The sequence below is a fragment of the Terrirhizobium terrae genome (assembly GCF_030323265.1).
Classification (GTDB): domain Bacteria; phylum Pseudomonadota; class Alphaproteobacteria; order Rhizobiales; family Rhizobiaceae; genus Neorhizobium.
On sequence record NZ_CP104991.1, the window covers coordinates 492,006 to 515,141 of the forward strand.

Consider the following 23,136-nt stretch of genomic DNA (forward strand, 5'->3'; position numbering starts at 1 on the left):
GGTGTAAGAGAGAGCAGATCGTTGACGGGGCTTGACCGAACGCGTCCGAAACTCAAGGGTTTTTGACGAGGCAACCTCCCTTTCGACGGAAGTTGAACTAAATGGTCGCAATGGCGTGATAGCCCGCAATTCCCCGGCAGGCTTTGAGTACTATTTATGATCCAATATCTGTGGGAAGTGACTGGAGACAAATCCCCAGCCTTTCGCCACTTCCTCAGGCTCCAAAACCGCCGTCGATCGTATGCATCGCGCCCGTCACAAAGCTGGCCTCAGGCCCAGCTAGCCAAGCTACCATTCCCGCGACATCCTCAGAGCGACCGTGGCGTTTGATAGCCATCGCGGCATGCTGCAGATCCGTCGTTGGACCGTCAGCAGGGTTGAGATCCGTGTCGGTCGGCCCAGGCTGCACAACATTGACCGTAATGTCACGCGGGCCGAAATCGCGTGCCAATCCACGCGCCATCCCCTGCAAGGCTGATTTACTCATCGCGTATGCAGCCAATCCCGGAAAGGGCATCCTGTCGCCATTAACTGAGCCAATCAAAATGATTCTTCCGCCATTCGGCATTTGGCGTGCAGCCTCTACTGAAGCGTGATAAGGGGCAGCTACGTTAATGCGGATCAGGCGGTCAATTACATCGGGGTCGTGCTCCAACGGATCGCCCCACGCGCCAACACCCGCGTTTACCACAAGGATTTCCACCGGTCCTTGTTCACGAACGGCCCTGATGACCGCATCCCGATCTGCGCTGTCGGCCATCACCGCAGCGCTGCCAGTTTCACGCCCCAATCTCTCCGCCGCCTGTCTTGATGCGGCATAGGTGAAAGCAACTTTTGCACCGTCAGCAGCGAGCCGCCGAACGATTGCAGCACCGATACCCCTACTCCCGCCAAGAACGAGAGCCGATTGTCCCGCGAAAATTGCCATGTCTTCCTCTTTCATTTACTGTATCCGTGACTACATAAATGAAAGCAACACAGCGTCAAGAGATTTTATAGCCGTGACTACAAAAATTGCCCGTGGAAGAGGAAGGCCTCGTCGCTTTGATCCCGAAGAAGGAGTCGCGACAGCTCAGCGCATGTTTTCGGCACAAGGATACGATGCTGTCGGGGTAGCTGATCTCACGGAGGCCTTGGGCATAACCCCCCAAGCTTCTATGCTGCTTATGGAAGCAAAGCAGAGCTATTTAAGCGAGCTCTCAACCGTTATTCTGAAACTGACGGCGTCCCTCTCATGGAGATCCTACGGCCCGGCCGACCAGCGGCAGAGGCTCTTTCGGAAGTTTTAAAGGATGCCGCTAACAAGTATACGTCAAACTGTGGCAGCGGAGGGTGCCTCGCCATTGAGGGGACAAAATGCAACGATATGGACGCGCGGGCAGAGGCTCTGACCTTGACCTCAGCCGCGAGGGATACAATCTATCGGTTTATTGCTGCGACGCACCCGGACGTCGCGGAGTTGATAGCTGACTACATGGTCGCGGTGATGAGCGGTCTCTCGGCCGTGGCTCGTGAAGGATACGATTCTGCCCGCGTGATCCGAATAGCGGCACTGGCAGCGACCGCGTTGACAGGAAAGTTGAAAGATCAACAGGCGGGAAATTTCTGAGCGCTATTGGCGCTCCTGTGCCGCGATGCTGCACGGCCCTATAGTGTTTGCGGTCAGCCAGAATGCGAGTTGATGGGGTGATTCCCGCCAGTCAACCCATCTACGCCAGAAAAATGAATGTTTGCGGTTTCGGGTGGCTCCTTACTGCCGCCTCAGTAGAAGAGCCGTGCGGTGTCCGGTTCAAGTCACACTTTCTTTGACAACGCCCGCCCAGAAGAGAGCCTTCGCCTGGTAGACCGGTTGGCGCGGCCTGTGTGGAAAGCAGTTCGGCGCGTCCAAGCGCTGACCGAGCAAAATGGTAGTTCCTAACGCACGCCCTGCGGCGACGTATTTTCATTTGATCTTGAACCAGCTCATCGCTCTTGAAGAGACTCGAACCGACGACCCGTCATAACTTCGCATCCAAGCCGGCGGAAAAACAAGCCAGATCATGCATCTGGTTCATTTGGAGTGTCCGGACGGGGGCCGCAAGCGGACTGTCCGATGACGGGTGCCGAACGGCGAAAACCGGACCTCCACGTAAGCGGTGATGTGTTCCGCGTTTGGCCCTAAGCGGATGTCGCGGGCCTGGGTGACCTCGGCACAGTTGCCATAAGGCGGTATGGAAAACCACCCGCTGCTCCACCTGTCAAAGCGGCAACTACCATCAGCGCGGGGTCGAGTTCAGTCGAGAGTGTCGGCGCAACCCACATGAACGTCGCTAGGGCAAGCAGACCAGCGAGCAAACCGGCTATTGCGAAGGTCCTCCTCCTTTTTGCGCGACACCGCTTCAACAACAGTAGCAATACGGCAGCGAATGGCGAGATCAGAAGAAGCAAAGGTATTAGCATCAAGCTTGTAAGCAGCCATGCGGCCATGGGAGCGGCCCAACCACCCGGTGCACATACTATCAGGAAACTCAAATACGTTCCTAGTGAGCGATAGCTAGGCTACCAGCTGCGTCAGACACCCGGGTCACAAACGACTTTGCAGCAGAGCTATGCTCATCTTTCATTGATTCCTAAAAGCAGACCTCAACTTATTAGACTTCGGAGGTGGGTCAGAAGTTCGCCCAGCCCGGGCATACCACTGATGGTTCAACACAACGCAAACCACCGTTCTAATTAAAACCCCTTCGGACCAAGATTTCAGGTCTTGAATAGATCCGAACCATCGACAGCGAACGATGAACAGACGCAAGGCAAGAAGCGCGTGGGTATAGGTCCCAGGACAGCGATCTTATCAAAGGCTCGGCAATAAGATTTCTCAGTCGCGATCTCCGCAGATCGGGCTACACCGTTTCCGTTTCAAAAAAACCGATTGGCCGGACGTGGAAGCCCGAGATGGTCGCGAAGGGTCGCGCCTTCATATTCCGAACGAAAGCGGCCGCGGCGTTGAAGCTCCGAGACTACGTTACGAGTGAAGTCGTCGAGTCCGCCGGGCAGCCAGGAGAAGTAGATGATGAACCCGTCCGCTGCCTGTTCTTCGATCCAGACCTCCATCTCTTCAGCAATGGTCGTCGCCGTGCCGACAAATGCCAATCCGGCATAGCTCCCCGCCTTGGCAGCCAATTGCCGGATCGTCGCGCCGGTCTTACGCGCGTAGCCAATCATTTGGTCGCGGTTCGCCTTGACGGCATTGCCCTCGGGGATCTCAGGCAGCGGTCCGTTGGGATCTAAGCCAGACACGTCGAAGTCCAGCATTATGGAAAGCGAGCGGATGCCACTGTCATAATGAACCAGACTGTCGAGATGGGCCCGCTTGGCTTGCGCCTCCTCCACCGTGTCTCCGACAACTACCAAGGCAGCCGGCAAGACCTTGAGGTGCTCGGGATCGCGGCCGACAGCCAGCATTCGGCCTTTGACGTCGGCGTAGAATGCCTTGCCATCGGGCACATTGCCTGCGATCGAGAAAATGGCTTCTGCCGTTTCGGCCGCAAGCTGACGCCCCGCCTCCGATCCCCCGCCTGGAAGATGACCGGCTGGCCCTGCACAGGTCGCGCGATATTCAGAGGACCGCGCACCGAGAAGTGTTCACCCTTGTGGTCGAGCACGTGTAGCTTGTCAGGATCGAAAAACACACCGTTGTTCACATCGCGGACGAACGCGTCATCAGCCCAACTATCCCAAAGTCCGCTCACCACGTCGTAAAACTCCCGCGCCCTTGCGTAGCGAGTTGCGTGCTGCAGATGCTGGTCGCTGCCGAAATTGTACGACGTCTCTGGATAGCCGGTGGTTACAACGTTCCAGCCTGCCCGGCCCCTGCTGATGTGATCGAGCGAGGCAAAACGGCGAGCGACGTGATAGGGTTCATCGTAGGTGGTTGTGGCTGTCGCCACCAAGCCTATCCGGCTTGTCTCCATAGCCAGAGCGGAGAGCAAGGTAAGCGGTTCGAAGGACGTAACCGTGTGGCTGCGCTTCAATACATCTGGAGGCATGTTCAGCACAGCAAGGTGGTCGGCCATGAAGAAGGCATCGAACTTTGCCTCCTCCAACGTTCGGATCAGCCGTCGCAAATGGTCCAAGTTAAAATTGGCGTCCGGCCAAGCCCCAGGATAGCGCCAAGAGCCCGTGTGGATGGCGACGGGGCGCATGAACGCGCCCAAGTGCATCTGTCGTACCATAAATTACCTCCTCTATCCTTGACTCCTGGTGCCCCTCGTCGGCCGCATACGACGAGGCGCAGGGCACTGGGAACGACCGCCCCCTTGGTCAGAACCTCTGTGCCGCTCCAGCCTTGTTGGCAAACGACGTTGGTCATTCACTCGCCTTCTTGGGGACGCCAATGGGGTGGGTAGGCGGCATCGTAGCCAGCAATGGCCTCCATGCGGGTCAGCCAAGCTCCGATCGCCGGCAAAGTCGCGTTGAAGTCGTCCAGACCGAGATTCATTTCGACAGCTTCCGCTCGACGGCCGACTCGCGCAAGCATCTGCATATTGGGTAGCGCGACGATATCGGCGGCCGACACGCGGTCACCAGCCAGATAACAGCCATTTTGGAGAGCGTTTTCCATCCACTGCACCGCGTTGATCGCCGAAGACGCCGACGATCGAATGGCGTCCGGGTTGTCCTGGCTATCACCCCTCAGCAATGGTCTGACGATTCCAAGTGAAAGTAGGTCGCGAACGTAGTTCTCGAACTCGAAAATCGTCTCCTAGATAAGTCCGGTCTCGAAGGGATCTTCTCCGAATAACGCAGGTTCGGGATGCGCCTTCTCCAGGAAAGACATGATCGCGACCGACTCCGTGATAGCCGTTCCGTTCGCGATAAAGGTCGGCACCTGGCCTCGAAAATTCAGACGTAAGTATTCGGGACTTTTGTGCCCTCGCGTGGAACCGTCGATCCGGTTGGATTTGTATCGGAGGGACTTGTATCCCAACGTGAGCATGACACGCCACGCATAGGGACTGCCGCTGATCCAGTAGAGTTCGTATTCCATGCGATGTGCTCTCCAGTTCTTTTACGAGGGCCAGATCGGTTGACACTATTCGTTTCACGCAGCCGTATAGGGGACACGCTACCGTCGACGTCTAGCTAAATGCCGTTCACGCAGGCACTGTCGTCGGGTTCGGGGAAAAGTGCTGCCGACGCGAGGTCCTCAGGTGTTCCAAGGCGTGCGGACGGGGTTGTGGCCACGAGACCCGGCAGAAGGGAGCCGCCGGCCGGGTAGATCGCGGCCAAGCTCCCTTCCCGTCTGTAATTTTCAGGATCTCGTGCGTCACGTCGACTTCGGAAACGCAGAGCATCCTGTGTTGACGCATTCCCCACATTATTCGGTTCGCCTGCTGGGGAGGCGCAGCTTTAGGCTACCGCCGGTTCGAAGGTCACCAATGACAACGATCCTCAATTGCGTGTCGATATCAGAGGGTGACGCCGATGCTGTTGAGGAACGTATCCATGCGCTCATCAAGGTCACGCTTGGTTTCCACCCAGGCCGGAACGGTGTCCAGGAGGCGCTGATGCCAAGCTGTAAGATAGGGGAACTCGTTGAGCGGCGGCTTGGACCGGTCGATTTGTGAGAACGGAGCCGCGATGTCAATATCAGCCAAGGTCAGTTCGTCGCCGACCATAAACTGGCGGTTGGCGAGGTGGGCGTCTAGAACGGTGGCAGCGGCGCGGATCTTCTTATTGACGTACTCGACGATCGCCTCGTTCTGCGGCTTTCCCATGGCAGTAGCAGCCACGCGCTCGTCGAACAGCATGGTGAAATAGATGCGCCACTGCTCGCCCGACCAGAACATCCACTGGAGGACTTCCGTACGTTGCTGCTCGGTCTTGCCGACGAGGGGCGAATTTACTTTTTCCGCAAGATACAGATTGATTGCCGCCGATTCCCAGACGACCGTATCGCCTTCCTGCAGCACCGGCGTCAGACCGTGCGGATTGAGTTGCAGGAACTCCGGAGTGTGGCTTTCTCCTTGAAAAGGTCGACGTTCACACGCTCGTAATCGACGCCCATGACCTTCGCGGCGACGGCGACCCGGCGGTAGCTGCCCGAGCCAAGGTCACTATAGATTTTAATAGACATTTGTAGTCTCCTAGCTGGTCGCCATCCCGTGGATGGCGTGCGTAGAAGGTAGGTCATTCCAAACTGGACAATAAGGCAGACTGATCGAATATGTTTTATTCCTTTATCGGATTAATGCCGAACCTTGTGGCGTTGACTTGCGCTTCGATGAATTCGACGAAAGCCCGGATTTTAGGGCTGATACGTCTCCCTCCAGGCATTACTGCCCACAAATCAAGATCAGGCAGCACCCAGTCACTAAGAACTTTATGTACGGCTCCGCTTTCCAGTTCGGCTTCAAACATCCACTCAGTTGCTATCGATAAACCAGCGCCTGCCAGAACAGCAGATCGGATGCCTTCCGTTGCATTAATCCGCAACCTTGGTTTGACCGACACCGATTTGCTTCCTTTCGGACCCTTGAATGTAAAGCGTTCGCCACCCTCGCCTTGCGAAAAAACAACCATGGAATGTTCGGTCAGATCTTCTGGCTTATGTGGTGCTGCGTGCTTGGCAAGATAGGACGGGGTGCCGACGACGACGCGGCGACAGCGGCCAATGCGTTTGGCAACATAGCCGGAATCGTCAAGCTGGCCCATGCGGAGCGCGAGATCGATCCCCTGCTCGATCAGGCTAACATTTCGGTCGTCGAGATGGACCGAGATATCAATGGCGGGATGTTCATCAAGAAATAGCGGTAGCTTCGGGATAATATACTGGGACATGAACGTCAGTGTCCCGCCTACACGGATGTGACCTGAGAAGCTTTGTGACATAGTCCCGACCGAGGCTACTGCGGCCTCGGCATCTTCTAGAACCTTGGTCGCGTGTTCGTAGAATACGCGACCCTGCTCGGTCGGAATAAGCTGTCTGGTAGAACGCACCAAGAGCGGCGCGCCGAGTTCCTGCTCGAGTTGTGCGACAACTTTCGAGACCGCCGATTGACCCACGTCCAATAATTTAGCAGCGCCACTAAATGAACTTGTTTCGTACACGCGGACGAAATAGCGCATCGACGTTATGAGATTCATGCTGCCGCTCCATAAATGCTACCCCGGTCATCCTGCGGATGTCGTCTCACCAGTGTATAGTTTTCAAATCATGTTGAGACAAAATCTGCCAGAACGGGCATGGTCTCGGCCGGTGGAGAGCGCGGACGGATTAATAGCTGGTCCTCGTTACAAACGCTCCCCCGCGACCCGCCAAATCGAGACGCTGCTCCGTGTTAAGGGCGTGATAATATTGCCGCTTCGCTTTCCACTGAAGCCGTTCAAAGGGGAAACAGCATTATCCCTCGCGGGCACCCCTAATGTCACAATGACCTTTCCAAATTGCTGGCCGGATTCGAGGTGGCGGTGAGCTGCCACCATGTCTTCGAAGGTGAACACGCTGTCGATTATTGGCGTAATGTCCTTCCGACGAAGCGCATCCGACACATATTTGATTGCTTTGCGCTTACGATTGTCATCCGCCAAAAGGTCAGCGATGATCCATGCTTTGATAGTGGCCCGGTGCATCAAAGCTTCCAGAACCGGGATTGTAGCAGTTTCCCCGCCCAAGGCTCCATACAGGTAGATTACGCCCTTCGGCACCGTCTTCACCAAGCTCTGCAGAAGTTCACCGCCAACTGCATCGAATGCAACACGCGCACCCTTCCCCCGGTAATTCTCAAAATTTCGGCAGTCAGGTCGACTTCGGGGTAGATAACGACATGCTTCGCTCCAGTATCAAGCAACCTTTGCTTCTTCTCTTTGGTGCGGGTTAAAGCGATCGGGATTGCTCCAGCCATCTTTACAAGCTGGATGGCGGCTATACCGACACTGCTCGAGGCGGCTGAGATGATGACATGATCACCGGGCTGGATGCGCGCGTCCTCGATCAGGGGGCCGTAAGCGGTTAGGAACATAACCCAGATCGATGCAGCTTCCTCGAAACTCAGCCCTGCCGGCTGCGTGACCACGGCATGACCTGGTACGATGATCTCTTCGCCATAGATGCCGTATGCGCCCATCGGGAAAGAGGGAACGAGGTTCACCTTATCTCCCACGGAGACGTGGGTTACGTCCCGGCCTAGGGCAAGAACGATACCTGCCGCCTCGGTCCCTAGCTGTGCGGGAAGGATCGGCTCAAAGATGTATTGCCCACGCCGGAACATCGCATCGGCGCGGTTGAGGCCGATAGCTTTCACAGAGATGAGCACCTCATCATCTTTGGGTGAAGCAGGAGTGCCGCTGACGAATTCAAGTACCTCAGGCTCACCTGTCTCCGAGAACTGTATGAATTGTGACATTGAAACTTTCCAAGTTTGCGGACCACGTCGCTCATATTTCATGAGGGGCCACCCATGAATTAAGTGTGGCGATATCCTCCCGGAAGGCGAGGGCTTGGAATAACATCTATTCCATATTGTGGCGGATGGCCGAGATCGCAGGCTTGAGCTGAACTTCAGCTCCTGCCACACCGTTAGGCTCGTCGGTTACATGTGAGAAGTGTTACTGCGAAGCATCGACTCACGGCGGCGACAGCTCGGTAAGCTTGCATGATCTTTTGCATTAGCTGGAAGTGGATTTCACGGCGAAGCGGGCTTTAAAGCAAATGGGTGTATGGCTGGGAAGCGAAGGTAGCGTAATTTCACTATTCCAACGTAGAGTACCTATTATGCCAGTTCTTATCCTACCGCGAGATAGCGGCTGATCGCATCTGACGTGCTGCAATGATGCACGCACGAAAGGATCAGTCTCTTGTCTAAACTCGATGGAAAAATAGCCGTCATTACGGGTGGTAGCAGCGGGATCGGGCTCGCGACCGCTCAGCGTTTCGTCGATGAAGGAGCTTATGTCTTCATCACTGGCCGCCGCCTCGCCGAACTCGAAAGAGCCAAATCGACGATAGGCCGTAATATCTCGTTCGTTCAGGGTGACGTCGCCAACCTCGAGGAACTCGACAAGGTATTCGCACAAGTGAAGGCAGAAAAGGGGATCGTCGATATTCTCGTAGTCAGCGCTGGCGTCGTCGAACATGCACCAGTCGACACTGCATCTCCAGAACATTTCGACAGAACGTTCGGCATCAACTCACGCGGCGCATTCTTCACCGTTCAAAAAGCCCTACCGCTGATGACCCGGGGCGGCTCAATTGTTTTGGTATCGTCCGGATTGCATTTGAAGGGCTTTCCTTCTCATTCGACCTATTCGGCGAGCAAGGCAGCGGTACGCTCATTCGCGCGCACCTTTGCAGCAGAGCTGAAGGATCGTGGCATCCGTGTGAACTCGCTTTCGCCCGGTGCAATCGATACTCCCATTATTGAAAGCCAGTTCAAGACTACGGAAGAGGCCGATGGCGCGCGTTCGACCTACGCGCAGATCACCCCCTCGGCCGCCTTGGAAGAGCCGAAGAGATGGCAGCGGCAGCTCTGTTCCTGGCGTCCAACGAAAGTAGTTTTTCGACCGGCACAGATCTCGTTGCCGACGGCGGAATTACCCAGCTCTGAGCCCCAGTCGGCGCGGCCTTAGTGGTCGCGCCACCTCCCTCATCCGCCGACCAGCGAAAAACCAGGACGCCAGGATATGAAAATCCAGTTGAACGGCCGCACGGCCATCGTGACGGGATCCACCTCAGGCATTGGCCGAGCGACAGCGGAGGGGCTCGCGCAGGCCGGCGCGTCGGTCATCATCAATGGCCGCACGCCGGCACGTGTCAATGAAGCGGTGCGGCAGATGCGCGCCGCGTTTCCGGAGGGCATTATCTCAGGTATCGCTGCCGATCTGTCGACCGCAGAAGGCGTGAACGCCTTTATTGCACAGGCGCCAGCAGCTGACATTCTTGTGAACAATGTCGGTACGGCCTTCCTCCGGAACTACGATGGCCTGAAGGACATCGTAGCAATCCCAGACGGGGACTGGATCGACCTGTTTGAGCTCAACGTCATGAGCGGCGTGCGGCTCTCCCGCCACTACCTGCCTGGCATGGTTAGTAAGGGCTGGGGGCGCGTCGTTTTCGTCAGCAGCGAGTCCGCCGTTAACACGCCCAAGGAAATGCTTGACTACGGCGTGACTAAAACCGCGCAACTTGCAGTCTCGCGTGGCCTCGCAGAGGCGGTCGCCGGCACGGGTGTCACTGTCAACGCCGTACTGCCAGGCCCGACCCGCTCCGAGATCCTGGGCGAGTACATCGCGAAGCAAGCGGCGGAGACTGGCATTACGCGCGAGGACGCCGAGCAGGGTTTCCTGCAAGCACTACGACCGACGACCCTGATACGGCGCTTCGCAACGACCAACGAGGTCGCCAATTTTATCGTCTATGCCTGCTCCGAGCAAGCATCCGCAACGAGTGGCGCCGCATTGCGCGTCGACGGTGGCGTAGTCCGGTTCATTGTCTGAACGCGAATTCTGGGAGCGTTGCGCTTCCGCCGACGATACTCACGCGCCATCCACGTTGACCGAAATAACGCTGGTGATCGCAGTACGAACAGGGTGCCCGGAGGTCATTCGAGTGAAGGACCGCGACATAAAACCTCCGAGCAACGAACAAAGTCGAGCAAAACCTATCCTTACGCGGGCCGATCATCAGCTTGGCGGAACTGTGCTGAAATAACGAGAAATGGCTCGATCGAGAAACGACGAACGCGAGGACCGGATCGTGGAAGCAGCGATCGAGATTCCCGCGTCCAACGGACCGGAACACCTTCCGCCGCCGTCACGAAGGCATCTGCCAACAAGTGGGTCCTGCCCCTATCGATCGACGTGATTGTCGATCCAGTCGACCAAGACGTCCGCTACCTTGATGTTCTCTTTGCCCTGCATGAACATATGCGTGCTGCCCTTGATCCCGACATCGGGGAGCGAGAGGAAGGTAATGTCACCACCTGCCGCCTTGATCTGCTCCATTTCCTTGGCGCAGGCTGCGGCTGGGTTGTCGCCCATGTAATCGCCAACCACCACGAGGATGGGAACCTCGGCCAGCGCCTTGACCTGCTCCTCCGTCAGGTTGGAGAAACAGCCGGTCTCAAGCTGGATCAGGCCCTTGATATTACCTTTGCCCTTCAGGACTGCCTGGCTCGGAAATCCCGCCGACTGCGAGTGGCCGACGAGGATTGCCCCTCCGAGTTCTGCAGCCAGATCGGCAACGTTGGCGACGGTCGGGTTGTCAGTTTCAGGCTGGATCAGCTCGCCCAGCAGGCTCGGCACCTGGGTCTCGATCATGTCAGGGATCACCTGCTTGGCGAATTCATCGATTGCCTCGATCGGGAACTGGACGTCTGGCCAAGCCTTGCCAAGTTCAGGACCGAATCTGAAGACTTTCCAGGCCATGGCCGACGTGCCAAGAAAAACCATAGGCTGCGCCTCAGGTGGCAGACTTTTGTTTTTCACCTGGTTGAAGATCGTACCGTTGAAGCCTGAGCGTGCCCGTCCCGTCTGTTCGGCAAGATAGGTGGGGAATCCCTGCCGCGTGAAATATTCGAACCAGCCCATGCGACCATCCGGCGTCGTTTCCCACTGCTTTGAAGAGAGCAGCCCGCCATGCATGAACACGATCGGCAGGTGCGTCGGCTTCGGCGGGGTCTGGAACTGGACATACATCTGATCGACGACGACATCACCGGCTTCGAAACTCTCGCCGAAGATGTCCTTGAGGTCGCCCCAGCCGGCGCTTTCGGTTTTGACGGTCCGGCCGCCGACGAAGAAACTACCCTGGCTCTGAAGCACAAGCGGCTCCGGTGCGGGCTTGATGTCGGAGAGCGATTGCGCCGAGGCACCGGCTGTACTGAGGAGAAGGGCAAGCACGGTTGCCTGCATCTTGGAGAGGATCTGCATCATAAACCTTTGTGTTGGGCGATTGCATGAGATATCGGAGAGGACCAGTCGAACGGTGCGTATTCACACACCATATCTGGCTTTTGGATATACAACGGTACTGATCCGAGGATAAACTCCGAGAGAACACACAAGGGATATGAATAAACGCACCATGGATCATTGGGATGAGTTACGGATGTTCCTAGCAGTGGCCAACGGCGGAACGGTGCGTGCGGCGGCTGAGGAGCTGGACCTCAACCACGCAACGGTGCTTCGCGGCGTTGCGCGTCTGGAGCAGCGACTGAAAACAAAACTCTTCGAAAAGCTTCCTTCCGGATACAGGCTGACGTCAGCGGGTGCCGACATTGTGGACCTCGCCGCGCAGATGTCGGAGGCATCCACGAAGATCGAGGGAAGGATCTTCGCTCGCGACCAGAGTGTATCTGGCCCGTTGCGCCTCACCCTCCCCGTCTCGTTTGCGACCGATCTTTTGATGGAGACCCTGACGGAGTTCAGATCCACCTATCCGGACATCGCGCTCGAAATCATCGGAACGGGGACGGTTGCCAACCTGAGCAACCGAGAGGCGGATGTGGCTTTGCGCGTCGTTCTTGGAAAGACGTCGCCTCCGGAAAACCTCTACGGAAGCAGGCTCTGCGGATTCCACACAGCGTTTTACCGACGCCGTGACCGGCTCAGCGACGTTTCATCCCCTTTGGCCTGGTTGCTAGGACCTGGCGAGTTTGTTCCTCTCGATTGGATCCCGGGAGAGATCGAGATGGCCGCCACCCCTGTCCGCTTTTCCGAGATGCGGTCGAGGCTGCAGGCCACGCGCGCGGGCATGGGCATCACATTGCTACCCTGCTTTGTCGGCGATGCAGACCCGCTACTCTCGCGAGTCCCAGGCAGTCCGGTCATACACACCGGTGATGTATGGCTCCTAACCCACGTCGACACCCGGCAAACTCTGCGCGTCAGACTTCTGAGCGACCGTATACGCGACACCATGCGAAGGGTCTCCGCCAAGGTCCAGGGACAAGCGGACACTGTTACATCTGACCATGATGACACGAAGGAAGGTACGAAACGACAGTAGCCTTCGCCCTGAGCAGATACGAGCCCGCGACCCACACGTCCCTCGAATGTGCAACCCATTGAAATCGTTACGCAGCCCCATAAGCATATTGTATGCAATTCTCTAGCCTTTTTGACAAGCCAGTCGAAGTCTTCATGGATCAGTAGCCACAGTAAAATCGGATTTCTCACCTCTCCGGTTGCGAGAGACGTAACAAAATCTGCTTGAGGCATCCCTTCCTTGACAATCCTGTTCGCGTGATGTTGCGGTAGCCGCTAAATTTGTAAGAGAGAGTTGCTAGTGGCGGAACCCACCTCAGTCGATCTACTTGACGTAATTGCTTTCATCCGGGTGGTAGAGGCAGGTAGCATCGCAACTGCGGCCTCTCGTCTCGGGATCGCGAAGTCTATTGTGAGCCGTCGGATTACGCGCCTGGAAGGCTTTCTCGGCGCGACGCTTCTTACCCGGTCTCCAAAAGGCACTGTTCTCACCGATGTTGGCCGGGAATATCATATCCGTGCTGCGTCGGGCCTTGCCGAACTGGAGTCGGCGCAAGAAATGGTGATTAAATCGACGACGGATGTATCAGGCCAACTAAAAATTTCGGTGCCCGTTGCTTTTGGGGAATTTTGCCTTGCACCATTACTAGCGGAATTCGCGATCCTCCATCCGAGGATCGATTTGGACATCCGCTTTGAGGATAGAAAACCGGATCTGATTTCAGAAGCTTATGACGTGGCGATGTGGGTTGGAGGCCCAGCTGATTCAAACCTTATTACTCGCAAGCTTGCGAGTGTTCGCTGGGCTATTGTGGCCAGTCCGTCCTACCTTAACACGAAAGGGCGTCCAACTAGTCCAGCTGATTTGGCAGGGCACGAGGCAATGCTCTATGCAATGGACTCGGGTATCTGGCGGTTCAAAGGGCCTGACGGATGGGAACACATTCGTATCCCGTCTCGATCTCGGACGGATAATGGCCAAATGCTTCTTGCGGCAGCGCGAGCAGGCCTTGGTATCGTCTTATTGCCTATGTTTATGGTCCAGCAAGCGCTTGAAACTGGCGAGTTAGAGTTTATTCTTCCCGCTTTCCCTTATGAGGGTGCAGATCTGCACATCCTGATGCCGCCAGGGCGCGCCGGAATTGCCCGCGTACGTGTGTTGGCAAACTTCTTGTACGAGCGGCTTAAGGGAGAGATCTAATGCTATTCCGATCGGTTAGCAGCTAAGTCTCTGGAAGCGTTGCAACCCATCTGTAAGGGATACCTAGACGGTTACGCCTATCAGGCGTGCGATTGACATTTTCAACCGCTCGCCGAAAAACTGCGCGACCTCCGAAGGTGGATCAGTGACGCCGACACGCGCCTCGACGGAGGCCGATATACGATCGCGCAGATCGGGGTCGGTGATGCTGGCGTGTTCGACCAGTGCGCGGATGACCGTGTTGGTTGCAAGCTCCTGAGCGCTTTGCGCAAGAGCGGATTTCTCGCGTCTCTCCCTTTCAAGCTCCGCCTGGCTCTCCGCCTTTCGGCGCCTCGACCGAGTTCCGTGTTCTTTTTCCCAATAGCGGGCCGTACCGCGTACCATATAGAGTATGTCCCAGGCGTGTTCTGGATCACCCCCTTGGCCGTTTCCGCATTCGCACCACACAGGTGCAAAAATAGCTGACGCATGGCGACGTCCGCGAAGTAAGTCTGGTCGGTTGGGGGTCCAGTTAGCTGAAATGCAGCCTCCGACTCCTTTGCCGCCCTGATGATGGCTGCATGTATCGCATCCATCATAGTTCTTTCCACCTGCTTCAAAGCGTCGACCTTGTCCTGCACATCATTATCCATTCGTATGGTGCTGCATTCAATCAGGGGAGATGCCGACCGTTTTTGTCAGCTCTCTCCATCGGCCGACCAGATTGGATTGGTAACATTAAGTGGAAATTACGCAGCAAGACCGAATGTAAGTTTCCATTAGAGAAACTGCAATCGATGCCCTGCCGCCCAGAAGCACACCTTCTGACCAACTGGCTTCTTTCACCGCAGCAAGCCCGGTTTAAGGGCGATGTGCTTGTGCTCGATAAAGTCCTCGATCGCGGCAACGCCGTTCAGCCTCCCGAGACCAGATTGCTTGAAGCCACCCTCCTCCGTCCCGTCGTAAACTTTGGCCCAATCGTTAACGAACACGCTTCCCGCTTCAAGCGCCTGCGCGACCCGCAACGAGCGATCCAGATCCCGCGTCCAGATCGAGGCGGACAGACCATAGTCGTTATCGTTTGCCAGCGCGACGGCTTCGCGCTCATCTAAGAACCGCTGGATTGTAATGACAGGACCGAATGTTTCCTGCTGCACGACCGGTAGACTGTTATCGGAGACTTCCAGCATCGAAGGACGAAAAAAGCGCCTTTCGCCAAAAGACCTTCTGTCACGGGACCTCCCCGAACGACCGCAATCGCACCCTTCGCCAGCGCGTCTTGCACCACGCGGTCAACGCGGTGGACGTTCTGCTTGTCGATGAGCGGCCCCATATCGCTTGCCGGATCGGTTGCAGGTCCCACTTTGACCGCACGCAGCCTTTCGGCGAGACCATTGCGCACCAGTTCGTAGACTGAGTTTTGTACGAGCAACCGTGAGCCTGTCATGCAGAATTGGCCGGCAAAGATGGTCAGAGCCTTTTCCAGGACGGGCAGCATTGCCTCGATATTGGCATCGTCGAACACGATCATCGGCGCCTTGCCGCCGAGCTCCAGCCCGAAGCGCTTCATTCTCTTCGCACCGACGGCGCCGATGGCCGCGCCCGTTTTCGTGCTGCCAGTGAAGCTGATCGTCGGTACATCGGGACTTTCGACAAGGAGAGCTGCGCCCTCTGAACCGCTTTCGATAAACATGTTGACGATACCGTCTGGCAGGTCTGCGGCCTCCGCAAGAACCTCGGCCAGAACGCTCGCGATCTGGGCTGTCTGTCCGGGCATCTTAACCACGACGGCGCATCCGGCCGCGAGTGCCGGCGCGAACGAGCGAACCGAGAGTATGACTGGAGAATTCCAAGGCACGATGATCCCAGCCACTCCCATCGGCTGGCGCAGGACCACCGAAAGGCTGCCGGGCCTGGGCAGCGTCGCGCGGCCCGCCTCCGTTCGGGCCATCGCGGCCCAGTAGCGCAATTTGCTCGGGCTGCCGTCGACCTCGAACGCGGCCTCGCCGCGTAATTTTCCGTTTTCAAGCGAAAGAATGTCGATCAGGCGGTCGCGATTACGCTCGAACGCCATGGCCATCTGATCGAGCACTTTCGCGCGCAGTTCGGCGTCATGCCGCCAGTCGGAGCCACGAAACGCTCGCAGGGCCGCGTCTATCGCCGAGCGAGCTGCGGTTTCTCCATAATCCGGATAGTCTCCTATCGTTTCATAGGTAGCAGGGTTGATGGAGCTTTGGCGCGACGGCGACGTAACAAAGCTTCCATCGATCCAGTTCTTTGCGGAATACCGGGTCATTCAATGGCCTTTCTGATGATGGGCGGACGGACGTGACGCAGCCATCGGGGATGGCGTCCCGGACGAGCCGGTCGCGGCTCGCCCTCTCCGGCTCTTGACGGCGGGCGGGGTAGGGTCAGGTCAGGAACGGCGGTGGATTTTCGCCGCGGAGCCTATAGTTCGGCCTTGGCCGTTCAAGGCGGATCGATTCCAGTACGGTGTAGGCGTGGTACTTCGTCTGTGTCGTAACCCCAGCCAGCCGCTCGGACCAGAGTTGCCCGTTGCTGCTCTTCTTTTCGAGAACGTATTTCGTCGCGAAGTTGGCCATCGAATTGATCCAGTTCTCGGTGCCCGCGAATATATTGTCCCAGCCTGCGCCATCAAGGATGCTCACAAGCGCGTCCGACCTGCTGAAACGATCGATCGCCGCTTGCGCCCCATCCAGCACATCCTGGAAATACTCGATCGAAGCCGCGACCGTTTCCGGCGTGCCGTAACTCATGTGATGACCGGCGACGAGGAAGTCGAAATCATACTCCATCAGTTGCTTCTGGGCCTCGTACCAACCCGCGATGTTCTGGGACGCGTCGCAGTGCATAAACGTTGCGCTGCCCGGGCTGACGATGTCGATGACAGTCAGGACCTTTTGAGCCGGGGCATAGATGAAAATGTTGCCGGGGCAGTGATTTTCGCCCTTGTAGGACAGTTCAAGCGTAACGCCGCCCACGACGAGGTGGTGATCCTTGTCGAATGTCAGGGTCGGCACTGGTCGGTTCGGATCGGGAAACCGCTCGAGCAATTCCTTGGTGATATCGTGCGCCACGATCTCGACATCCGGCCCGAAAACTGAAGCGGCACCAATGTGATCCGTATGCCAGTGGCTGTAGATCACGTGCGTTACCGGCTTATCCGTGACGTCTTCGATCGCGGCCAGCATGTTTTCGCCGATCGTTGGCGGAGCGTCGATGGCAATCACACCATCGCCGGTCACGACGAAAGCCGCATCGTAGCCGCCGCTTGTCACCCAATAGAAGCCGCCGCGCAGCTCCTCGACGTGATAACCCAGCCTCTGGAACCGTTCGCTGGTGAAGTAGGGCGGATAGTATCCCTCCGGATCGGACGGGTGTTCGCCGGCCTCCGGAAATCCGTAATGATTTATAGCGTAAAAGTTTGGGGCGTCGGTCGCTTGGATTAGTTTCTGGTGCTTGTCGCACATGTGGATTAGTCCTCCATGACAAAAGTTACTGGGTAAAGAGATGGTGAGGCATTGGGTGAGCGTTCAGGCAACGTGCTCGGGAAACCGCAAAACCGCCTTGATGACGCGCCCCGCGGCAACGTCGTCGAACGCGGCGTTGATGTCGGCGAAGTCGTAGAAGGCGAGCAGCCTATCGAACGGGAAACGGCCGCTTCGATAAAGACCGACCAGTTCCGGAATCATCAGGCCGGAAATGGCATCGCCCTGGATAATCCCGATGAGGCTTTGCCCTACCGTGAGCCGGGAGGCATCGACGACCGCGCCCGAATGGTCATTGAAGGCGACGAAACCGAACTGCCCCATCGGAGCAAGAGCGCCGATGCCGGCATCGAGGTTCTCCTTCCGACCACTCGTGTCGAGAACGTATTCGACGCCGCGAGAGGTGATATCCCTGATCGCCGCGGCTACATCGGTTTGCGCACGCGGGTTGACGCAATGTGTCGCGCCGAGTTCGTTAGCGAGCTTCAGCCGTTCGGCATTGACATCGATGGCGATGATGATTGCCGCATCGGCGACCTTGGCAGCCATGATTGCAGCCAGTCCCACTGCCCCCACTCCGAAGATCGCGATCGAAGCACCGACCGGCACTTTGAGCGCCTTCAAGACCGAGCCGGCTCCGGTCTGAAACCCGCAACCGAGCGGCCCGAGCACTTCGAGCGGAACATCGTCCGGGACCTTGACGGCATTGCGCTGATGAGCGAGCGCATAGGTGGAGAATGAGGACTGACCAAAGAAGTGCGCATGGAGCCTGTTCCCGTCGGGTGCTGCCACGCCGATCGTTCCATCGAGCCTGGCGCCGGCGAAATTTGTTTCCCAGACATGATCGCAATAGGCTGCATGGGAAGACATGCAGGGTTTGCAGTGGCCACAGGAGTGATAGGAAAGAACGACATGATCGCCGGGCTTGAGATGCGATACGGTCGATCCGACACGTTCGACGATGCCGGCGCCTTCATGGCCGAGGATCGCGGGGAGCGGCGTCGGCATGAGCTGTTGCCTGACATGCGCATCGGTCGCGCAAATACCCGTAGCAACCATGCGAATGAGCACTTCGTCGGGGCGCGGGGCCTCAAGCTTCACTTCACGAAGAATGAAGGGCCCATTTTTTCTTCTAGTACGGCTGCGGTCGCTGATTGGGTCATCTGTTCCTCCTGGGCTGGTTTCGGATACTGGGACGAGTGATCCCGCTCACGGACCGGCGGCGATCCATGTTCGGAAAGGCTTGATCCGATCCGCTTGAGTTTTGGACGAGCGGTGTGAAGCGGCTGGTTTTCTCAGCCCGTTTGCGGGCCTACTGTTCGCGAACATATCCATGCTGTCGAAAGACTAAAGACAGCAGTGGCGGAATGTCGGGTTGCTGATAACGAAACCCTTTGTGGCTTCATGGCAGCTGGACAGTCAGATCAGACAGGTCGCATCTCGCCGGCATTCGGAAACTTGCCTTGGCGGTATGCGGCATAGTAGCCGGCAAGCTCCTCTTTGGAGCCTGCGATAAATGGTCCTTGTGCCACGACATGGATGTTTTGCGGTTGGCCTGCATACAAAAGCACCCGAGCACCATCCTTCCCCGCCTTCAGCCTCACAAAGCTGTCACCGTGTACCTCCAATGGACTTGTCCAGCCGACTTTATCCTCGGCGAGAACTGTCCTTCCTGCGCCTGCCTCAATCTCGCCGGCGATGACCACGACGAAACCGTTGTAGGACGACGGCAACACCTGCTCGAACTCAGCTTCCGTCTCAAGGCGGATATCGACTAAGGTCACCGGGACGGCGTTCTTCGCTGGCGCGATGACCCCCGCTGCACGACCGCTGTAGACGGTCGCCTCGAAACCATCGCCGCGGTGCACCGGCATTTCGTCACGTCTCAGGATCTGCACCCTCGGCGCCATATTGCGCTCCCGCTCGGGAAGAACTAGCCATAGCTGAAACAGACGCATACCCGCAGAGACCCGTGCATCTTCCGAATGGACGATGCCGCTTCCGGCAGTCATCCATTCCACGTCGCCTTCGGCCAAGCATCCGCCGGCATCCCCCATGGTGCCGTGAAGCATGAACGTGACAGTTTCCAGGCCGGCATGAGGGTGGGCCTCGCCGAACTGCCCCTCTCCCGTCACATGGTCATCCGCCATCAAGAAGAACGGATCGGTTGCGGAAAAATCTCCCGGCGCGACGACGAGGGCCGCCTTGTGCCCCTCGCCTGCGAAACCGGGCCCGAGAGGCGGTGTCGTCGTAATCCTGTTGATGGACCTGTGAAGCATCTTTGCCTCCTGAAGTTAAGGATTACGCCCATCCGCTCTATTACGAATGAAGGGCGCCTCGAATGATGTCACTGATTTTGAGCGAATGACGGCTCGCAACAAGTCGCGATAGTTCGAACCTTATGTTGCCAAACCAGCAACGCCCCAGGCGACCGGAGTTGGGTTAGACTGCGGCGGATTGATGCCGTCAATCCAACAAGAGAGCACGATGATGAAACTGACGCGACGAGTTGGCAGCTTTTTCCGTGAGGAGGCATGGGACTTTCCCGAGCATGAAAGACCAATGGTCGCGGGGTCGCCAGCGACACCGGAACATGCCCTGTCGCTGCGGATTGCCTATGCCTTCGTCGCAATTCTTGTGGGTCTAACGGGCGGGCTGGGCAACGCGCTGGTTATAGTCAACATCGCGGAGCTGCGAACGGGCTTGGAGTTGAGCGCCGTTCAGGCGGCATGGCTGCCAACGGCCTATGTCATGACCAATATTTCCGCCAATCTGCTGCTGATCAAGTTCCGCCAGCAATATGGCCTGCGTGTATTCACGCTGATTGCCCTTGGCCTCTATGCTCTCCTTTCGCTTACCTATCTGTTGACCGCAGATCACTGGCTCACACTCGCCGTCAGGGCTGCAAGCGGCTTTGTTGCGGCGGCGTTAACGCCGCTGTCTTTGTTCTACGTGATGCAGGCCCTTCCGGGCCGTTGGCGCGTCAGGGGCTGATACTTGGCCTCGGTGTCTCGCAATGCGCGTTCCCTCTCGCAAGCGTCATCTCGCCGTGGCTGTCTGTCAGCTCGCATTGGCAGTCGATATTTCTGCTCGAAGCCGGGCTCGCATTTCTCTCTTTCGCAGCCGTTGGGGCATTCCGGCTGCCACCCGCCGAGCGAGAGCGGGTGTTCGAACCTTTGGATTTCCTCACCTTCCTGCTTTTGGGTGGTAGCCTCGCTCTGATTGCAGCAGTGTTGAGGCTCGGACGACTGGAAGGATGGCTCGAGGCGCCTTGGATAATTTGGTTTCTGTCGCTCGCGCTTCCGATGATCATCAGCGCGCTGATACTGGAGAACGGCCGGACCGCACCCTCCTCAACCTGCGCTGGCTTGGGAGCGGTGACATCGTCCGCTTTGCTGTCGCAATTCTCATGGCCAGGATCGTCCTTGCCGAACAGAATGTTGCAACCAGGTTTTTGACGTCGCTGGGAGGCAGCGACGAACACCTTGGAGCACTTTCGATCGTCACCTTTTTCAGCGCTGTTGCCGGCGTGATCGTGAGCGCAGTCACGGTGAATGTCGAAAAATTGGTGATGCCTATGATGCTGGCCGTCACCGCAATCGCTGCCGCGGCATTTGTCGACAGCTCTGCTACGGACCTTGATCATCTGCCGCGACTTTATCTGTCCCAGGCGGCAATTTCATTCTCAGCCATGTTCTTTCTCGGGCCGGCACTGGTGTTCGGCATCACCAGCGCGCTGCAGAAAGGGACCCGAGAACTCTTGAGTTTCATCGTCCTGTTTGGAGCAGTCAATTCAATAGGCGCTCTCTCCGGCCATGCTTTGTTCGGGACATATATCGACACCACCGTAACTAATTCCAAAGATTGGGTCCTTGCCCATCAGAACGCCTTGCGCTTGGCAGCGGTGTTGTCTCTCATAACGGCACTCTATCTGGCTGTGCTCCTTGCAATTCGTGTGCGCCATAAGCTGGCGGAAATTCAACGGCAGAAAGCAGCGCCGAGCGCAGGTGCAGACACGGTCGATCCGCCTGCCGGCATCAAGCGGCCAACAGGAACACGCTGGCATCCTCCGTCTGTGTCGTCGCCTGACCGATTGCTCTTGAGCGCAACAGCGGCAGTCGGAGCGGTCTTGCTTTTGTCAGCGGTATGGCTGCCCCCGCGGTAGGCGATATCCATAGCGTGGATGCTTACGCATACCATTTATCGATTTCACCGCAGTGCCGAGGGTCGGATACCTCTGACCCAGGGCGCGGGTTCGCGTCAAGCAACGTGATTTGGAGCATCGCAGATGGCGGATAAAAAATTTCGTGTGGGTATTATCGGAGCAGACACTCACGCAAGCTGGGCGGGCGCATCGCACGTGCCCGCCCTAGCGTCACAACCTCACCTAACGCTAGCGGCGGTGGCGACCCGACGCGAGGAAAGCGCCAAGGCGGCGGCCGAAGCATTCGGCGCAGAACTCTGGTTTGCTGATCCCTACGCGATGATTAGCGACAAAAACATTGACGTCATCACGGTCGCCGTGAAGGTGCCGGCGCACAAGGATCTCGTGATGGCCGCCTTGCACGCGGGTAAGGCCGTCTATTGCGAAGCGCCTCTGGGCGCAACGCTGGCGGAAACGAACGAGATGGCCGCAGCAGTCGGGTCTTTGCATACCGCGATCGGCCTGCAAGGCCGGCATAATCCTGCCGTCCGACGTACGGCGGAACTGGTCGCGTCAGGAAAGCTCGGTCGCCTGATGTCGGCCCGTGTCGGCGCAACCACGTTCGGCTACGGTCCGCAATCTCCGAGTATGTACGACTATTTCAACAAGGCCGCTTCTGGCGCCAGCTTCATGACGATCACGGCAGGGCACGTGCTCGACGTCATCGAGGCTGTGCTAGGCAACATTGTGGAGGTCGATGCGCGCACGGAGTTGCTCTGGCCGGAGATCGAGATCGTCGATACAGGCGAGACTTCAAAGCGAGAGATTCCGGATCATCTCGATCTGATCGCTAAGACGGCAAGCGGTGCGCCTGTGTCCGTTCAGATTCTGGCTGGCGTACCTGCAGATGAAGCGAGTTTTAATTTCGAGATCCGTGGTTCCAAAGGCTGGCTGAAGCTGACCGGCAATCATCTCGCAGGTGTACAGGTCGGAGACATCAAAATCTCTTCGAACCTCGAGTTCTTTGCGCCCGATACGCCTGTAGCGACTGGCGTCGGCCCGACCGCGGCCGATTTCTGGGCGGGCGCCGCTATCAATGTCGGAGAGGTCTATGCGTCCCTGGGGCGCGATCTGACGAACGGTACATACACCACTCCCGGGTTCGACCATGCCCGCCATAATAGCCGTCTGATTGCGGCCGTCGAGCTTGCGGCAAGAACGGGTGAGCGGCAGCTCATTGGTTGAGATGTCCCAGACGGCCCGGCATTCGCAACGAGTGTCGAGCCGTCCGTAAGCGCAAGCCGTACGGAAATGCCCCCAACGAGACCGCGCCCCACATC

General features: G+C 57.4%; 18 protein-coding genes and 4 pseudogenes. 8 read left to right on the plus strand and 14 right to left on the minus strand.

The window, feature by feature from the left end:
• Positions 1-214: 214 nt before the first annotated feature.
• Positions 215-928 (minus strand): SDR family oxidoreductase, encoded by a 714-nt coding sequence (gene bdcA, locus N7E02_RS06315; protein WP_286579100.1) that lies wholly within the window; start codon positions 926-928, stop codon positions 215-217.
• A gap of 465 nt (positions 929-1,393) precedes the next feature.
• Between bdcA and N7E02_RS29525 the strand changes: the two genes are divergently transcribed.
• Positions 1,394-1,609 carry a hypothetical protein gene (locus N7E02_RS29525; RefSeq protein WP_353622793.1) on the plus strand — a complete coding sequence of 72 codons (216 nt, stop codon included), beginning with the start codon at positions 1,394-1,396 and terminating at the stop codon, positions 1,607-1,609.
• A 1,286-nt stretch (positions 1,610-2,895) separates the two neighbouring features.
• Here N7E02_RS29525 and N7E02_RS06325 read toward each other — a convergent pair.
• The 7 genes and pseudogenes from N7E02_RS06325 to N7E02_RS06355 all read right to left on the minus strand — a co-directional run bounded on the left by N7E02_RS06325 (position 2,896) and on the right by N7E02_RS06355 (position 8,384).
• Positions 2,896-4,211, minus strand: a pseudogene (locus tag N7E02_RS06325) (LLM class flavin-dependent oxidoreductase).
• A gap of 137 nt (positions 4,212-4,348) precedes the next feature.
• Positions 4,349-4,678 carry a glutathione binding-like protein gene (locus tag N7E02_RS06330; protein WP_286578498.1) on the minus strand — a complete coding sequence of 110 codons (330 nt, stop codon included), beginning with the start codon at positions 4,676-4,678 and terminating at the stop codon, positions 4,349-4,351.
• A gap of 63 nt (positions 4,679-4,741) precedes the next feature.
• The gene (locus N7E02_RS06335; protein ID WP_286578499.1) at positions 4,742-5,026 is read right to left on the minus strand and encodes a glutathione S-transferase family protein; all 285 of its coding nucleotides are present in this window, start codon (positions 5,024-5,026) and stop codon (positions 4,742-4,744) included.
• Positions 5,027-5,447: 421 nt separating this feature from the next.
• Positions 5,448-6,115 (minus strand): annotated as a pseudogene (locus N7E02_RS06340) (glutathione S-transferase family protein).
• A gap of 95 nt (positions 6,116-6,210) precedes the next feature.
• Positions 6,211-7,125, minus strand: coding sequence for a LysR family transcriptional regulator (locus N7E02_RS06345; RefSeq protein WP_286578500.1), 915 nt, complete (start codon positions 7,123-7,125; stop codon positions 6,211-6,213).
• 147 nt (positions 7,126-7,272) lie between these two features.
• Positions 7,273-7,698, minus strand: a complete 426-nt coding sequence (locus N7E02_RS06350; RefSeq protein WP_510185297.1) for a zinc-binding dehydrogenase — start codon at positions 7,696-7,698, stop codon at positions 7,273-7,275.
• Positions 7,692-8,384, minus strand: a complete 693-nt coding sequence (locus N7E02_RS06355; protein WP_286578501.1) for a zinc-dependent alcohol dehydrogenase family protein — start codon at positions 8,382-8,384, stop codon at positions 7,692-7,694. Before N7E02_RS06355 ends, N7E02_RS06350 begins: the two co-directional genes overlap by 7 nt.
• A 451-nt stretch (positions 8,385-8,835) precedes the next feature.
• Here N7E02_RS06355 and N7E02_RS06360 point away from each other — a divergent pair.
• Positions 8,836-9,584 (plus strand): annotated as a pseudogene (locus tag N7E02_RS06360) (SDR family NAD(P)-dependent oxidoreductase).
• 76 nt (positions 9,585-9,660) lie between these two features.
• Positions 9,661-10,473, plus strand: coding sequence for an SDR family NAD(P)-dependent oxidoreductase (locus tag N7E02_RS06365; protein WP_286578502.1), 813 nt, complete (start codon positions 9,661-9,663; stop codon positions 10,471-10,473).
• Positions 10,474-10,824: 351 nt separating this feature from the next.
• On the opposite strand, the gene N7E02_RS06370 is transcribed toward N7E02_RS06365, so the two are convergent.
• Entirely contained in the window at positions 10,825-11,910 is a 1,086-nt protein-coding gene (locus N7E02_RS06370; protein ID WP_286578503.1) for an alpha/beta hydrolase family protein, read from the minus strand.
• Positions 11,911-12,046: 136 nt separating this feature from the next.
• Between N7E02_RS06370 and N7E02_RS06375 the strand changes: the two genes are divergently transcribed.
• Both N7E02_RS06375 and N7E02_RS06380 read left to right on the plus strand, forming a co-directional pair.
• Positions 12,047-12,985 (plus strand): LysR family transcriptional regulator, encoded by a 939-nt coding sequence (locus N7E02_RS06375; RefSeq protein WP_286578504.1) that lies wholly within the window; start codon positions 12,047-12,049, stop codon positions 12,983-12,985.
• Between the two features lie 279 nt (positions 12,986-13,264).
• Entirely contained in the window at positions 13,265-14,164 is a 900-nt protein-coding gene (locus N7E02_RS06380) for a LysR family transcriptional regulator (protein WP_286578505.1), read from the plus strand.
• A 63-nt stretch (positions 14,165-14,227) separates the two neighbouring features.
• Here the strand turns inward: N7E02_RS06380 and N7E02_RS06385 are convergent, their stop codons facing one another.
• The 5 genes and pseudogenes from N7E02_RS06385 to N7E02_RS06410 form a co-directional block, all read right to left on the minus strand.
• Positions 14,228-14,548: a hypothetical protein gene (locus N7E02_RS06385; RefSeq protein ID WP_286578506.1), complete on the minus strand. Its 321-nt coding sequence runs from the start codon at positions 14,546-14,548 to the stop codon at positions 14,228-14,230.
• A 437-nt stretch (positions 14,549-14,985) separates the two neighbouring features.
• Positions 14,986-16,439: pseudogene (locus N7E02_RS06395) on the minus strand (aldehyde dehydrogenase family protein).
• 115 nt (positions 16,440-16,554) lie between these two features.
• Positions 16,555-17,634: an MBL fold metallo-hydrolase gene (locus N7E02_RS06400; RefSeq protein ID WP_286578508.1), complete on the minus strand. Its 1,080-nt coding sequence runs from the start codon at positions 17,632-17,634 to the stop codon at positions 16,555-16,557.
• Positions 17,635-17,697: 63 nt separating this feature from the next.
• Positions 17,698-18,753 carry an NAD(P)-dependent alcohol dehydrogenase gene (locus N7E02_RS06405; protein ID WP_286578509.1) on the minus strand — a complete coding sequence of 352 codons (1,056 nt, stop codon included), beginning with the start codon at positions 18,751-18,753 and terminating at the stop codon, positions 17,698-17,700.
• A gap of 323 nt (positions 18,754-19,076) precedes the next feature.
• On the minus strand, positions 19,077-19,931 hold the full coding sequence (locus tag N7E02_RS06410; protein WP_286578510.1) for a pirin family protein: 855 nt from the start codon (positions 19,929-19,931) through the stop codon (positions 19,077-19,079).
• Positions 19,932-20,139: 208 nt separating this feature from the next.
• On the opposite strand from N7E02_RS06410, the gene N7E02_RS06415 reads away from it, so the two are divergent.
• The 3 genes from N7E02_RS06415 to N7E02_RS06425 all read left to right on the plus strand — a co-directional run bounded on the left by N7E02_RS06415 (position 20,140) and on the right by N7E02_RS06425 (position 23,041).
• Entirely contained in the window at positions 20,140-20,646 is a 507-nt protein-coding gene (locus N7E02_RS06415) for an MFS transporter (protein WP_286578511.1), read from the plus strand.
• A 277-nt stretch (positions 20,647-20,923) separates the two neighbouring features.
• The gene (locus tag N7E02_RS06420) at positions 20,924-21,817 is read left to right on the plus strand and encodes a hypothetical protein (protein ID WP_286578512.1); all 894 of its coding nucleotides are present in this window, start codon (positions 20,924-20,926) and stop codon (positions 21,815-21,817) included.
• 123 nt (positions 21,818-21,940) lie between these two features.
• On the plus strand, positions 21,941-23,041 hold the full coding sequence (locus tag N7E02_RS06425; protein WP_286578514.1) for a Gfo/Idh/MocA family protein: 1,101 nt from the start codon (positions 21,941-21,943) through the stop codon (positions 23,039-23,041).
• Positions 23,042-23,136 lie beyond the last annotated feature (95 nt).

Coding starts and splice junctions, on each gene's coding strand:
- N7E02_RS06355 (WP_286578501.1), bottom strand. CDS start 8,384: ATGTCACAATTCATACAGTTCTCGGAGACAGGTGAGCCTGAGGTACTT.
- bdcA (WP_286579100.1), bottom strand. CDS start 928: ATGGCAATTTTCGCGGGACAATCGGCTCTCGTTCTTGGCGGGAGTAGG.
- N7E02_RS06400 (WP_286578508.1), bottom strand. CDS start 17,634: ATGTGCGACAAGCACCAGAAACTAATCCAAGCGACCGACGCCCCAAAC.
- N7E02_RS06375 (WP_286578504.1), top strand. CDS start 12,047: ATGAATAAACGCACCATGGATCATTGGGATGAGTTACGGATGTTCCTA.
- N7E02_RS06410 (WP_286578510.1), bottom strand. CDS start 19,931: ATGCTTCACAGGTCCATCAACAGGATTACGACGACACCGCCTCTCGGG.
- N7E02_RS06415 (WP_286578511.1), top strand. CDS start 20,140: ATGATGAAACTGACGCGACGAGTTGGCAGCTTTTTCCGTGAGGAGGCA.
- N7E02_RS06365 (WP_286578502.1), top strand. CDS start 9,661: ATGAAAATCCAGTTGAACGGCCGCACGGCCATCGTGACGGGATCCACC.
- N7E02_RS06385 (WP_286578506.1), bottom strand. CDS start 14,548: ATGGTACGCGGTACGGCCCGCTATTGGGAAAAAGAACACGGAACTCGG.
- N7E02_RS06370 (WP_286578503.1), bottom strand. CDS start 11,910: ATGATGCAGATCCTCTCCAAGATGCAGGCAACCGTGCTTGCCCTTCTC.
- N7E02_RS06425 (WP_286578514.1), top strand. CDS start 21,941: ATGGCGGATAAAAAATTTCGTGTGGGTATTATCGGAGCAGACACTCAC.
- N7E02_RS06335 (WP_286578499.1), bottom strand. CDS start 5,026: ATGGAATACGAACTCTACTGGATCAGCGGCAGTCCCTATGCGTGGCGT.
- N7E02_RS06345 (WP_286578500.1), bottom strand. CDS start 7,125: ATGAATCTCATAACGTCGATGCGCTATTTCGTCCGCGTGTACGAAACA.